This window comes from Dissulfuribacter thermophilus (assembly GCF_001687335.1).
GTDB classification, from domain to species: Bacteria; Desulfobacterota; Dissulfuribacteria; order Dissulfuribacterales; family Dissulfuribacteraceae; genus Dissulfuribacter; species Dissulfuribacter thermophilus.
In genome coordinates, this window is the sequence record NZ_MAGO01000001.1 from 315,927 (window position 1) to 329,981 (window position 14,055).

At 43.1% G+C, this 14,055-nt stretch carries 12 protein-coding genes; 5 read left to right on the forward strand and 7 right to left on the reverse strand.

The window, feature by feature from the left end; genetic code table 11:
• The first annotated feature begins 16 nt into the window (after positions 1–16).
• From DBT_RS01375 to DBT_RS01390, 4 genes are all read left to right on the forward strand, one after another.
• Positions 17–880, forward strand: a complete 864-nt coding sequence (locus DBT_RS01375; protein WP_067615674.1) for a PHP domain-containing protein — start codon at positions 17–19, stop codon at positions 878–880.
• The gene (locus tag DBT_RS01380; protein WP_067615676.1) at positions 873–2,474 is read left to right on the forward strand and encodes a peptide-binding protein; all 1,602 of its coding nucleotides are present in this window, start codon (positions 873–875) and stop codon (positions 2,472–2,474) included. The genes DBT_RS01375 and DBT_RS01380 overlap by 8 nt, the downstream gene beginning before the upstream one ends.
• A 1-nt stretch (position 2,475) precedes the next feature.
• A complete protein-coding gene (locus DBT_RS01385; protein ID WP_067615678.1) occupies positions 2,476–3,471 on the forward strand; it encodes an ABC transporter permease in 996 nt (331 codons plus the stop codon).
• Between the two features lie 121 nt (positions 3,472–3,592).
• Positions 3,593–4,435, forward strand: a complete 843-nt coding sequence (locus tag DBT_RS01390) for an ABC transporter permease (RefSeq protein WP_083186536.1) — start codon at positions 3,593–3,595, stop codon at positions 4,433–4,435.
• On the opposite strand, the gene tatC is transcribed toward DBT_RS01390, so the two are convergent.
• The gene (gene tatC / locus DBT_RS01395; RefSeq protein WP_067615683.1) at positions 4,432–5,166 is read right to left on the reverse strand and encodes a twin-arginine translocase subunit TatC; all 735 of its coding nucleotides are present in this window, start codon (positions 5,164–5,166) and stop codon (positions 4,432–4,434) included. The genes DBT_RS01390 and tatC overlap by 4 nt on opposite strands.
• Positions 5,156–6,244, reverse strand: coding sequence for a M24 family metallopeptidase (locus DBT_RS01400; protein ID WP_067615686.1), 1,089 nt, complete (start codon positions 6,242–6,244; stop codon positions 5,156–5,158). The genes tatC and DBT_RS01400 overlap by 11 nt, the downstream gene beginning before the upstream one ends.
• 172 nt (positions 6,245–6,416) lie before the next feature.
• Here DBT_RS01400 and DBT_RS01405 point away from each other — a divergent pair, with 172 nt between their 5' ends.
• Positions 6,417–7,706: a radical SAM family protein gene (locus tag DBT_RS01405; RefSeq protein WP_067615688.1), complete on the forward strand. Its 1,290-nt coding sequence runs from the start codon at positions 6,417–6,419 to the stop codon at positions 7,704–7,706.
• Positions 7,707–7,724: 18 nt separating this feature from the next.
• Here the strand turns inward: DBT_RS01405 and DBT_RS01410 are convergent, their stop codons facing one another.
• Genes DBT_RS01410 through DBT_RS01430 form a run of 5 tightly spaced genes read right to left on the reverse strand, consistent with a single transcriptional unit; the run spans position 7,725 to position 14,053 of the window.
• A complete protein-coding gene (locus DBT_RS01410; protein ID WP_067615690.1) occupies positions 7,725–8,945 on the reverse strand; it encodes an EAL and HDOD domain-containing protein in 1,221 nt (406 codons plus the stop codon).
• A gap of 33 nt (positions 8,946–8,978) precedes the next feature.
• Entirely contained in the window at positions 8,979–9,962 is a 984-nt protein-coding gene (locus DBT_RS01415; RefSeq protein WP_067615692.1) for a DnaJ C-terminal domain-containing protein, read from the reverse strand.
• Positions 9,963–9,968: 6 nt separating this feature from the next.
• The gene (locus tag DBT_RS01420; protein WP_083186537.1) at positions 9,969–10,493 is read right to left on the reverse strand and encodes a chemotaxis protein CheW; all 525 of its coding nucleotides are present in this window, start codon (positions 10,491–10,493) and stop codon (positions 9,969–9,971) included.
• A gap of 15 nt (positions 10,494–10,508) precedes the next feature.
• The gene (locus tag DBT_RS01425) at positions 10,509–13,226 is read right to left on the reverse strand and encodes a chemotaxis protein CheW (RefSeq protein ID WP_067615693.1); all 2,718 of its coding nucleotides are present in this window, start codon (positions 13,224–13,226) and stop codon (positions 10,509–10,511) included.
• A gap of 5 nt (positions 13,227–13,231) precedes the next feature.
• Complete coding sequence (locus DBT_RS01430) at positions 13,232–14,053, reverse strand: CheR family methyltransferase (protein WP_067615696.1); 822 nt, start codon at positions 14,051–14,053, stop codon at positions 13,232–13,234.
• Positions 14,054–14,055 lie beyond the last annotated feature (2 nt).

Sequence of the window (14,055 nt, forward strand, 5' to 3'; positions counted from 1 at the left end):
GTATAATGTGTCTTTTATGGAAACCTGCGATCTTCATACCCACACCACAGCTTCTGATGGCTCAGATAGCCCAAAGGATCTTGTTAAACTTGCTACAGAAGTAGGTCTTAAAGCCATATCCATAACAGATCACGATACAATAGAGGGCTTGGATGAGGCCATATCCATGGGCAACGCCTTGGGTATAAATGTTATACCTGGGGTGGAACTGAGCGTCATTGCCCCAAAGGGTAATATGCACATACTTGGGTATTTTATAAGGCAGGATTCAGAACACCTTAAGGCAACTCTTGGTATTGTCCAACAGGCCAGGGCCAATAGAAATCCAAAGATAATTAAAAAGCTAAATGAATTGGGAATCCCCATTTCCCTTGAGATGCTCGAACAGTTGTCCAAGGGGGGCCAGATAGGACGTCCTCATTTTGCCCGTGCACTGGTAGAACTAGGGGCTGTGAAAAATGTTCAGGAGGCCTTTGAAAAGTACCTTAAACGGGGAGCAAAGGCCTATGTACCCAAATCAGTGTTGAGTCCAGAGGAGGCTATTGAGACCATTCATATGGCAGGTGGTCTCGCTGTGCTTGCACACCCTTTTAGTCTAAAATGTGAAAATATTACGGAGTTGAAGGGTATTGTGGAGGGACTTGTTGAAAGGGGACTAGATGGAATGGAGTGTTACTATAGCGAGCATTCACCTTCTTTCACTCAGTCTCTTATTGAACTTGCAAACTCCTTTGGGTTGGTAGTCACAGGCGGGACAGATTACCATGGTAAGGCAAAACCATATATACATCTTGGCAGGGGAAAGGGTAATCTCTCCATTCCCTATGATTGCGTAAAAGACCTGAATAATAGACTTGAGGAAAAAGCCTTTCATGCGTAAGGGCCTTTTTTCTCTGCTTGCAGCACTCCTCATACTATTTCCCTATAACCTATCAATAACTAATGCCCAAGACTATGGAGATGCTGTTGTAGTAGGCTCTATTGGCGATGCCTCCATTTTAATTCCCATGCTTGCCACAGATGCAACAAGTCACGAAATAGCTGGGTTAATTTTCAATGGACTGGTGAAGTATGACAAGGATCTCAATCTAGTGGGTGACTTGGCTGAATCATGGGACATTTCAGCGGACCGTCTCACCATAACCTTTCACCTAAAAAAAGGGGTTAAGTGGCAAGACGGCGTGGAATTTACATCCAAGGATTGTCTGTTCGGATTTAAGCTCATCACTGACCCCAATACTCCAACTGCATATGCAGGGGATTTTAAAGAAGTTGAAAAGGCCGAGGCACCAGATCCCTATACCTTTAGAGTAACGTATAAAGAACCCTTCGCACCAGCCTTAAGTTCATGGGGAAATCTGGTAGTTCTCCCCGAACATCTTCTTAAAGGCAAGGACATCACAAAGGTTGATTTTGGTCGACATCCAGTGGGACTTGGTCCCTTTAAATTGAAGGAATGGAAGACCCAAGAGAAGATCGTCTTGGAATTCAATCCTCAATACTTTGAGGGAAGGCCTTTTTTAAATGGCTATGTAATGAGAATTATACCAGATCCTGCTACGATGTTTCTCGAACTCAAAAGCGGTGGCCTGGATTGGATGGGGCTTAGTCCGATTCAATATAGACGTCAGACATCAACCCCATTTTTTGAAAAAAACTTTAAAAAGTACAAATATCTTTCATTTTCATATACATATCTTGGATATAATCTTAGGGATCCCCTCTTTAAAGACAAAAGGGTGCGCCAGGCCATTTCCTATGCCATTGACAAAGAGGAGATAGTTAGGGGAGTCCTTCTAGGCATGGGGGTCCCTGCCACTGGGCCCTATAAACCTGATGCCTGGTTCTATAATCCTAATGTGAAACGCTATCCATATGATCCTGAGCGTGCCAGGGCCCTGCTCAAAGAGGCAGGATGGGAAGATCATGACGGTGACGGTTGGTTAGATAAAGATGGAAGGCGTTTTTCTTTTACAATCATTACCAATCAAGGCAATGCCCTGAGGGACAAGACAGCCCAGATCATACAGTGGAGATTGAAGCAGATAGGCATTGAGGTCAAGATACGCACAATTGAGTGGACTGCCTTTATCAATGATTTTATAGACAAGAGGCGGTTCCAGGCAGTTATACTAGGTTGGACCCTTGGACAGGATCCAGATATATACGACATATGGCACTCTTCAAAGACTGGGCCAAAAGAGTTAAATTTTATTGGATATAAAAACAAAGAGGTTGATGAGTTACTTGTTCAAGGCAGACGCACCTTCAATCGTGAAAAGCGAAGACAGATTTATTGGAGAATTCAAGAGATATTGGCTGAGGATCAGCCATATACGTTTTTATATGTGCCAATGAGCCTTCCCATTATTCACAAAAGATTTAGGGGAATTGAACCTGCTCCAGCAGGCATAAGTTACAACTTTATCAGATGGTGGGTCCCCAAAAACGAGCAAAAATATATAATGCCCTAGAATGGAAATATTGAGATTTTTATTAAAGAAAATCCTCTGGCTCATACCCACGTTCTTTGGGATAACAATAATCTCGTTTACTGTCATGCACCTTGCACCAGGAGAGCCCATGGTTATTCAAACGGATTTTAATCCGAAAATGACTCCAGAAATGAGAGAGAGACTGAGAAAACAATATGGGCTGGACAAACCTCTATATGTACAATATCTGAGATGGGTTAAGGGATTGTTGACCCTTGATCTGGGGCGATCATTTGCTCCAGACAGGCGTCCAGTGTGGGATAAGATCAAAGAAAGGCTCCCTATAACTCTCCTTATTAATGCCTTGTCTATCCTACTTATAATTTTAGTGGCCGTTCCCTTAGGGGTTAGTGCAGCAATTAGACACAATAGCCTTTTTGATCATATTACAACAGTTGTCGTCTACATCGGCTATGCAGCGCCGTCATTTTGGATAGCACTTTTGTGTATGATACTATTTGGGGTCAAATTAGAATGGCTGCCAATCTCAGGGCTTCATTCTCTCATGGGCTATGCGTCCATGAGTCCCTGGGAGAAATTCCTTGACTGGATTAAACATCTCATATTACCGGTTTCAGTTTCTGCAATAGGCGGGCTTGCTGGAATGAGTAGGTATATGAAGAGCTCAATGCTAGAGGTCCTTCGTCAGGACTATATAGTGACTGCAAGGGCCAAAGGTCTACCTGAAAGAACGGTCATATACAAACATGCACTGAGAAATGCGCTCCTTCCACTTATAACCATACTAGGCCTTTCCATACCAGGACTAATTGGAGGTAGCGTCATATTTGAGTCCCTTTTTGCCATACCAGGTGTGGGCCAGCTTATGTGGACCAGTGTAATGGCCAGAGATTATCCGGTCCTAATGGGAAATCTTGTTATTGTGGCAATTCTTACGCTCATTGGAAATCTCCTTGCAGATATAGGATATGCATTGGCTGATCCACGGATCAGGACAGGAATGAGGAGTGACTAATGATTCAACCCAAATTATGCAATTGGCGAGTTTGCCCAAGATGCGAGGCGCACCGGAAGCAGACGTACTTAGGTACTTCAAGTCGCAGTGCATAATTTGGGTGCAAACTCAAGGCTAAGATATGAGTTGGACTAGATTATTTAAAGATCTGCTGAGAAATCCTATGTCAGCTACGGGGCTCGTGCTCGTGTTTCTCCTGGCAGTGGTTGCCATATTTGCCCAATATATCGCGCCTTATAATCCTCAACAGATAGATACCTATCACATCTTAGAGGCCCCAAGCGCACTTCATCCCCTTGGGACAGATTCCCTTGGTAGAGACGTGCTTTCAAGGCTCATATACGGTGCAAGGATTAGTCTCCTTGTGGGTATTGTAGCAGTGGGCATTGCAACGGCGATTGGGACAGTACTAGGGGCTATTGCCGGATTCTATGGGGGAATCTGGGACATCCTGATTATGCGTCTCGTGGACATAATGTTGTGTTTCCCAACTATATTCCTTGTAATGGCGGTAATTGCTTTTTTGGAGCCATCCATATGGAATATCATGGTGGTAATAGGACTTACGAGCTGGATGGGGGTGTGTAGGCTAGTTCGGGCAGAATTCATGAGTCTTCGATCAAGGGATTTTGTACTCGCAGCAAAGGTTATAGGCGTAAACGACATGAGGTTACTATTTAGCCATATTCTTCCAAATGCCATTGCTCCAGTCATTGTGTCAGCTACTCTGGGGGTGGGAAGTGCAATATTGACTGAGAGTGCGTTGAGTTTTTTGGGGATAGGTGTACAGCCTCCTACCCCTAGCTGGGGGAATATGTTGACTTCTGGCAAAGACAACATTGAGATAGCCTGGTGGCTTTCAGTATTTCCTGGACTTGCAATCCTCCTCACAGTACTGGCATACAACCTTTTGGGAGAGGGGCTTCGGGATGTGCTTGATCCTAGGATGAAAAAAAGGGGTTAAGACCTCAGTCTTTGGATAATCTCCAGGGCCCATATGCTTATTTCATAGAGAAGTAGGAGGGGTACTGCCAGGAGCGTCTGATTGAGTACGTCGGGGGTTGGAGTAAAGATTGCTGCAATTATAAAGGCCCCAAGAAGGGCATATTTGCGGTTGCGTCGCAGCATGGTGGTATTGACTATGCCCAAGAGACCAAGGAAGACTAATATCAGAGGGAGTTCAAAGGCTAGACCAAACCCTAGAAGTAGCCGTACTACTAGGGTGAAATATTCAGAAATGCTTGGATAGAGGGTAAGCATATCCGATTCATAGCCTGCAAGGAACTTGAAGGCCGTAGGAAATACTACAAAGTATCCAAAGAGGCCCCCTCCAACAAAAAAAGCTGAGCCAAAGATTATGAATGGGAAGAGTAATCTCTTTTCATGGGCATACAGTCCTGGTGCTATGAAGGCCCAGATCTCAAACAGTATCCAAGGGGAGGCCAGAAATATTCCGGTGGTGATCGCAAGTTTGAGATAGGTAAAGAATGCTTCAGGATAGGAAGTAAAGATTAGGCTTCTACCTTCAGGTAATACGTCAAGAAGTGGAATTGAAAGGGCCTTAAAGATGGGTTCAATGAAAGCGTATGAGACGCATGCCAGGATGCTTACAACAACGAGAGACCTTATGAGTCTCTGTCTTAGTTCTCTAAGGTGTTCAGTAAGAGGTAATTCGTTTTGAGTTTCAGAAATCATAAATCCATCTTCCACTTCCCAAAAGTTCGACTCCATCTTCTTTAATCACCACCATGTCCTCTAGCCTAACGCCACCTTCGCCAGGGATATAAATACCCGGTTCTACTGTGACAACACTATTTGTATGTAAGCGCCTCCGGTACCGTGGCGAAAGGTTTGGGGGTTCATGTACAGAAAGACCTACACCATGGCCAAGGCCATGGACAAAGTAATTTCCAAAGCCGTGTTCCTTTATTTTTGCACGGGCTATATGGTCGGCATCTCTTCCAGTCATTCCTGCTCGGATGGCTTTCTGCGCAGTCTCCTTGGCCTCCTTTACGCAGGCATAAATCTCTTTGAATTTGTCAGTAGGCTCTCCAAAGAAAATAGTCCTGGTCATGTCAGATGCATAGCCTTCTATTTTTACTCCCATGTCGATGATAACAGGTTCGTTTTCTTTTATGATCCTGTCTTGAGGTATTGCGTGGGGAAGGGCTGCATTTGGACCAGAGGCAACTATCGGTGGAAAGGAAGGGCCTTCAGAGTACTTGTAAATATTTTCAAGTATTATTACGCTGGCTTCTCTTTCGGTCATCCCTGGCCCCAGCCTAGATAGGGCCTTTTTAAAGCAGAGTTCCCCAACTTCTACAGAGCGCCTTATGAGCTCAATTTCTTCTGGTTCCTTTTGGAGTCTATAGGTTAGTATGAGGTCATCATACTCTATGAATTCTATATTTTTACAGGTTACTTTTATTTTCGTAAATAGTCTTACGTTTATTGAAGATGCCTCAAAGCCAATTCGTTTCACATTTACGTGCTTCAAGATCTTTGCAATGGCCTTGTGAAGACCATTTTTACATACCACTATATTGATGCCACTTGTCTCTTCCTTGGCCTGCAGGTCATAGCGGCCGTCTGTAAATAGATAGGCCTCATCTCTAAGGACCAGGAGGATGCCAGAAGATTCCTTACAGCCAAGATCTTCAGCAGTAAACCCAGAAAGGTAACGCCTTGATTCCGGACTTGTAGCAAGGAATCCGCCAAGTTTTTTCTTGGAAAGGGCCAGACTCAGAGTTTTTCTCCGTCGTGAATAATCCATTTATTTTTTCCTCCAGAAGATCAATCCTTCAATTAAGCATTTATAGTTTATCATATAATATTTTCAACAAGTTGCTTGTAGTGTAAATTAACTCCTAGAATCCGGATTACCCACCCCTTGTTAAATTGGGGCGTGTAACAAAGCTTTTACCCTACAGAAAGTTGGACATGCTATGAAAAGAGAAGTTCACCCTGACTCTATACCCTATTTGGTGTTAGCAGATGAAGAGGGCAATATATTTGATCATCCCCATTTGAGGATGGCAGGGAGATCTGGCAAGGCCCTTCATCCTGTCTTCCCAGAGGATCTGATCCCACTTCCGGAAGGGAGTGAATTGTTTGTGCTTCCTGGTCGGATTCCTGTTGGATGGGACATGGACAGGGATGAGATGGTGGCAACCCATGAAGGACCAAATGGTGAAAAGGTCTATTCAGTAGCGGCATTTATGTCCCCAGCCCATACACAAGTTGCACTTCCCGCCTATTTAAAAGAGGACAATGCCCAGCCCCTTCCACTTTTCGCTTATACTGCAGTTGGTTGGTGGAAGGACAGATTTTGGGTAGCTGGCTTTAGAAGTGATCCAGACAGGCGTCAGGATGTAAGGCTATTTAACCCAAAGAAGATCATTAGTAGGACTAAAAGAAAGCTAAAGGAGTATCCCAAAAATCGTCTGATACAACACCTTGGCAAGTGTTGTCTTACATATGGTTGTCCTGCAGCAAAAAATTTCTTTTTGGAGCGTTTTGAGGCCCCTCTTCCAACTTCTACTGCCTGCAATGCCCAATGCATCGGATGCCTTTCATATCAGCCTAACTGCGACGTACCTTCTACTCAAGAGAGGATGAAGTTCATTCCAACAGTTGAAGAGATTTGTGAGGTGGCTGTACCCCATTTAAAAAACGTAAGACGGGCAATAGCCAGTTTCGGACAGGGGTGCGAGGGAGAACCCCTTATGAATCCAAAGTTGCTGGAAAAGGCAGTAACTCAAATTAAAAAGTCCACTACTACTGGTACGTTAAATCTTAATACCAATGCAAGTCGTCCAGAGGCAGTTGAGCGCTTGAGACGTGCTGGTCTCGATTCAATTAGGATAAGTATGAATTCAGTGAGGCGTCACCTATATGAGCCGTACTATAGGCCCAAAGGCTATAGCCAAGATGACTGTTTCGAAAGCTGGAAACGCATGAAGGAACTTGGTGGCTTTGTATCCCTGAATCTCTTTATTATGCCAGGGATTACTGATGAGATAGAAGAGATTGAGAGACTTTCGGCATTAATTGAAAAGTTTGGACTAGATTTAATACAACTGAGGAATCATAACATAGACCCAGACTGGTACCTGGATTCTATTAATTATGAGCCATCTTCTCAAAGAGCAGGGGTTAAAGGATTTGTAAAGATATTAAAAAAGAAGTTTCCCAAACTGCGATTTGGTTATTTCAATCCATCTCTACGGCCGTGATGCACCTAAAGGATAAATTTAGATGTCTCTAAGATAGTTTGCCCATTGAGCGGCTTCCAAATAGCATTTTGTAATGTCTTCATAGCTAAGATTGAAATATTCACTACATTTTTTTAATCCATTTTCATTAGCCCGTTCATAAGCCAGCATTAGGTAGAGGAATGGAAAGAGTGGCCCGGATTTCTCTACTAATGCCTTAATAATAGAAGGATGAACCTTTATCTTTTTAAAGAGTTCATCCATAGGCCTTCCCGTCATGGTGTCAATTAGGCTAAGTATACCAAGTAAAAAGATTGTAGGAGAAACGTGATGTTGCCCAATCTTTATGGCAATTAGCTCCCCAAAACGGGCCCTGGTACTAGCAATAATAATGAGTTCCTCTGGTTGGTCTTCACATAAATTAGCCATTAATACAAGGGAAAGCCATCGCCTTATTTCCGTTTCTCCTATTAGTGTGATGGCCTGTTCAACGCTTTTGACCTCATTAGGGAGTGAAAAGGCGGCTGAGTTGATCAAATTTAGGAGCTTAAATGCCAGGGCTGGATCGTGTTTGATAATCTTGACTAGCTCTTCGGACTCAATCTCTGGCCTCTGGACTAGAGAAAATAGTTTAAGATAGGTCCATTTGGTAGGAGAGACATCCTCGCCTCTTATTATGGTGGGTTTTTCAAAAAAATATCCTTGAAAATACTTGTAGCCGAGTTCGATAGCATCTCGGTATTCCTTTTCATGTTCTATTTTTTCTGCAAGAAGTGAGACATCATACCTTTTGAGGAACTTTGTGAGCTGTTCTATTTCCTCTATATTTGTGGTCACCCAGTCAACCTTTACGATGTCTGCAATATGGAGGAGCTCCAGTGATCTGTCTTTAAGGAAAAAGTCATCAAGGGCAATCTTATACCCCTTGTTTTTGAGGGTCTTACAGGCATCAAGGACTTCATTGTCGATATCTATATTCTCAAGTAGTTCAATTACTATATGATTTGGTGCAATATCTACAGGAAATTCTTGTAATAGGTTTTCCTTTGTAAAGTTTATAAAAGCCTTCTTCCCACCTAAGATTTTTTGAAAGTCTAAACTGTAAAATAGGCTGTAGAGGACCTGATTTGTGGCCATAGTCCCATTGATTATAGGAAACTCATTGGATTGCTCCCCTGCCCTATAAAGTATTTCATAGGCAACGGTCTCTTTTTTGAGATCTAGTATTGGTTGTCTTCCTATATAGAGCGGTTTAATCATCTGACTTCTTTTCTATTATTGGAGCTATTGCTACTATTCGGGCAAAATAGTCTTGCAAATGGATTTATAGGTCAAACAAGCAGGTCCTTTGACAGGCCAAAGGCCCCTAAGGAGTTCAAGTAAGATCCTTGCCTGGGGGGGAGGAGGCGTCTTAGGCATTGATATTTTTATCTGTATTCTATGATCTCCTCGTTTTCCATTTTCCCCGATCCATCCTCTGCCTTTTAGAACAAATTCATGGCCATCACATGTACCTGGAGGTATCAAGAGGGTTTCATTACCATCAATAGTCTTAACCATTACTTCTCCTCCGAGTAGTGCATCCCATAAATCTAATTCTATTTGAGATGTGACATCAAGTTCAGAAAGCCTCCAGTTTTCTGGAAAACGAATTCCAATTTCAATAAAAGCAGGACCGATTCCCAATTCACTATTCCCATCAATGCGTAATATAGTACCTGGCAAGGTCCCTCTGGGTAATTTAATAAAAACCTCTCTTTGTCTTTTGATATAGCCCCTTCCAAAACAGGTTTTACATTTGACCTGGTCAGAAAATCCTGTAGCACCACATGCTTTGCAAATAATTCGAATGTTGCTTTTCCCCCAGGAAAGCAGCTTATAGCCCTTACCAGCACATTCTTTACAAACAGGCCTTTTCCCGTGCCACCTGTATCCAAGGCCATCACAGGCAGGGCATTTGACCTCTGCACCTTGAAGCTCTATATGGATTCTTTTCCCAAAGAAGGCTTCCTCTACAGACACTTCGATGAACAGAAAAGAATAACCTTCTGAAGTGAAACTCTCAAAGAGAAATGAATCGTCCACAACAATAGCGTCAAGGTTGAGCATCCGACAGAGTTCATGATAGGCTTCGCTAATTTGAATAAAGCGCTTTTGGGCCCAGACATCACCGGGGAACAGGTCTGGGTGGCAAGATCTTAAGAGTCTCCTATACGCTCTTTTTATTGTTGTAAAATTTGCATCTTCTTTTAGGCCAAGTATCTTCCAGGGGTTCAAGGTCCGTTAGTTTACATCCTGCTGTTTTTCTAGCTCGCTCGGCGGTGCCTGAAGATTTTCACTGTCTAATATTATAAGTAGTTTTTCTGGAAGTTTACACACATTTTTTACATATTTTTTTTCTACTCCGTGAATAAGGTCAGGTGGAGCTTCAATCTGTTCCAGCGGAACTGGCATAACATCTCCAATCTGTTCCACCAATAGGCTGATTGGCTCTTCTCTGTCGCCCATGATAAGATTATTTAATTGTTCAACTGGTTTTGGGTCTTTGATTGTAAGGCCTATTCTCTTACCTAAGTGTATGGCAGTAAGTATTTGACCTCTGAGATTCACAACCCCTGCGACGTATTCTGGTGCAAGTGGAACAGGGGTGATGTCCAGGGCCCTATTGATTTCAATGACATCTTCAATTGGAAGGCCAAAGAAATGTTCGCCAAAATAGAATGTTGCAAACTGGGCTGTAAGGTCCCTTACGGCTTCGAGTGACTTGTCACTATTTTTTACTGGGAGGTTTTCCTTTTTTTCAGCCATAGATTCCTCCTTATCCTAAGCTGCCTGGGCCATTTCCTTGGTTTTAAGAAGGTTGCGAATGGATTCGAGCACCATGTCTCTATTTAGTTTAACTTGGTATTCATCTATGCCAGAATCTTTCCCCCTCTTTCTATCTTCTTCCCCTGACAGAGAAGTAACTGCTATGATGGGAATGTGTTTTAGGGACGGATCGTTTTTAACACGTCTTGAAAGTTCAAAGCCATCCATGTTTGGCATCTCTATATCGGTAACGAGTATGTCTATTGGCTCAGAATTTATGATTTCCCAAGCCCGTTGACCGTCCTCTGCTGTGATTACATTGTAACCAGCTGATATTAAATAAGAACTTAGTAGGTTTCGATAGAACGTAGAGTCTTCTGAAAGGAGTACCTTTGCGCCATCTTGTCCGGATACACCCTCTGATCCCTGGTCAAAGAAGTCTGGGTCAAACATCTGGACAATCTGGTATACGTCAATGAAAAGCGTTGTTTTATTTTTTATTATTGCGGACCCCAATATTCCCTCTTGCTTAAAAGTACTTTCATCAACGTCAATTACAATATCCAGACTGTCTTCGATCTGGCTTACTAGAAAGGCTACATCCTGGTGATTCATGTGGAAGATTATTAAGTGATATTCCTCTTGTTCAGGAAGAGGAGATATTGGGAGGAAATTTTCGAGACGAATGACTGGGATAGAATGTCCACGGTACTGGATTACTTCTCTTCCACCTACAAATTCAATCTCAGAGACCTTAATCTTGTCCAAACGGTTTACAAGGGCAAGAGGGATAGCGAAAAATTCTTGGGGAGCTACTGTAAAAAGGAGCAAGAATTGGCGTTCTTCTCCTGATTTGACCTGTTCTTCCATGAGTTGTGCCTGTTTAAGGGGCTCTTCTCCTCTCAAGCTGAGAGCAGAGGTGAGTCCAACGACGTCTAGAATAAGGGCTACCCTTCCATCTCCCATCAGGGTTGTACCTGCAAAGGCCGGTATGTGCTTAAGGTGCTTTCCAAGGGGCTTAACAACTATTTCTTCAGAGTCATGGATACCATCGACCACAAGGCCGAATTGTCTGTCTCCAGAGTTCAAAACCACAATGTTTAAGCCAGTAACAGGTCTCTCATCAGACACAGTTTCAGGGAGCTCAAGTATTCTATTCAAACGGATTAGGGGTAAGATTTCTCCTCTTAACCTGTAAAATTCAGAGTTTCCTATCATCTGGACATCTTTTTCCATTTCATCTGGAGACAGATGAACCAATTCCACTAGATTTACCTGGGGGATACAATAACGCTGGCCCCCACAGCGGACTACTAAGGCTGGGATTATGGCAAGGGTAAGGGGAATCTTGATCCTCACTACAGTGCCCTGGTCCACTTCGCTTTGTAGTTCTACTGTCCCGCCTAATTTTTCGATATTTGTCTTGACTACATCCATCCCAACGCCGCGGCCAGATATATTTGTGACCTTTTCAGCTGTTGAGAAGCCTGGCTGGAATATGAGCATGAGGGCATCACGATTGCCTAAGTTCTGGGCCTGTTCTGGAGTAATTACTCCTTTTTCAATGGCCTTTTTCTTGATCTTTTCAGGATCAATTCCAGCTCCGTCGTCTTGAATCTCTATTATGACTTGCCCACCCTCATGATATGCCCGCATGATGAGAGTACCCGCAGCTGGTTTACCTTTTTGGATCCTTACGTCTGGGGGTTCTATCCCATGGTCTATGGAGTTTCTCACCATATGGGTTAGGGGATCTTTTATTGACTCAATAATTGAGCGGTCTAACTCTGTCTCTGCACCTTCAATCTTTAATTGAACCTGCTTTTGAGCACTCCTAGACAGATCCCTTACAATCCGAGGGAATTTATTAAATACATTGCCAACAGGCTGCATCCTGGTCTTCATTATCTGTTCTTGTATCTCTGTAACGGCAAGGCTTAGTCGCTGACTGGCAGTCAGAAGTTCGGTGTCGCTGAGTTGGCTTGCAATTTGGGTGAGTCTATTTCTTGATAGGACGAGTTCTCCAGCAAGATTCATTAGCTTGTCAAGCAGGTGAACGTCTACCCTAACGTGGGTTTCGGTAAGTTGGGGAGTTGTTGGAGGTGGCCCGGTTTTCTTATTTGCCTGGGCTTTTGAATTCGACGGCTTACTTTCTTCGGATTTTGGAGGTTCTTTGTCCTTTGGGGGCTCTTCCTCTTTATTTGAGAGATCTTCTTTTACCGCTTCTTTAGGAACTTCTACCTTTTCTTCATTATTTTGAGGGAGGGGTTCTGCCTTTACTTCTTTATCTTCTGTGTCAGCTTTTTCCTCTTTTTTTGTAGAGGAGGCGGAGGCTCCTTTTGCGATTTTCTCAGCAAAATTTCTCAATTCAACTATGAAATCCAGGTATTCTATATCATCTGGCTCTTTTCCCGTCTGTTCCAGCGAGGCGAGGATTGCCTTTATGTAGTCCACTGCCTGGAGGAGCATTGTGGCGATGTCTTCATTTATGGTGACTACTCCATCCCTTAACTTGCTGAGGATATCTTCTGCAAAGTGAGCAATACCTTCGAGGGTTGTAAAGCCAAAGAAACCAGCAGTCCCTTTAATTGTGTGGACCGTACGAAATATGCTCTTTATTAGGTCCATATTGTGTGGATCCTGTTCGAGCTCCACAAACTGCTGGTCCAAAAGTTCTAGGTTTTCCTTAGATTCTGCCAAAAAATCTTTGAGGATTTCTTCTTCCATTCCCATTTTTTTTATCCTCCAGCTTTTTTCCAACACACTGTTTTCCCGAAGGTTACTCGTTTCATCGATGGATCAAGCCCTACCGGCGTTTCAGTGGCCCCAAAAAATAAGTAGCCTCCTGGCCTTAGGACCTTAACCAATTTGTCTGTGATTTTCTTTTTTGTCTCTTGGTCAAAGTAGATGAGAACATATCTACAAAATATGCAATCAAACTGCCCCAGCCCTATAAACGGATTTAATAGGTTAAAGGTTTTAAAGTGGACTAACTTTTTCAATTTGTCCTGTGCAATCCAAAAGGCCCCCTGTTGTTTAAAGTACTTGATCAGCATGGTGACGGGCAGCCCTCTGTTTACTTCAACCTGGGTGTATCGGCCTGCCTGTGCCTTTTCAATGGCCTGTCTTGAAATATCAGTCCCTAGTATCTCCACTTTCCAGTTTGCAAGTTGAGGAAAGTGTTCCTGAATAATCATTGCAATGCTGTATGCTTCTTGGCCAGTAGAAGCAGCAGCACTCCAAAAACGAAGTTCCTTTTTGGACTGATTCTTCTCCATTAACTCTTTTATGATGTGGTTTTTCAAGGTATCAAAGGGGTGTTGATCCCTGAAGAAATAGGTTTCATTCGTGGTCATGGCCTCGATGATCTGTTCCTTTAACTTGGGAGTCATTTTGAATTTTGCCTGTTGATATAGGCTATCTATATTTTTGAGGCCTAATACCTTGCAGAGCTCATTTAGTCTGCTTTCGAGAAGATATTCCTTGCCAGTTGAAAGGGCTATTCCGCTTGAATCCTTTACTAGCTGGGAGAAGAATTTAAACTGTTCAGGTTTGATCATCT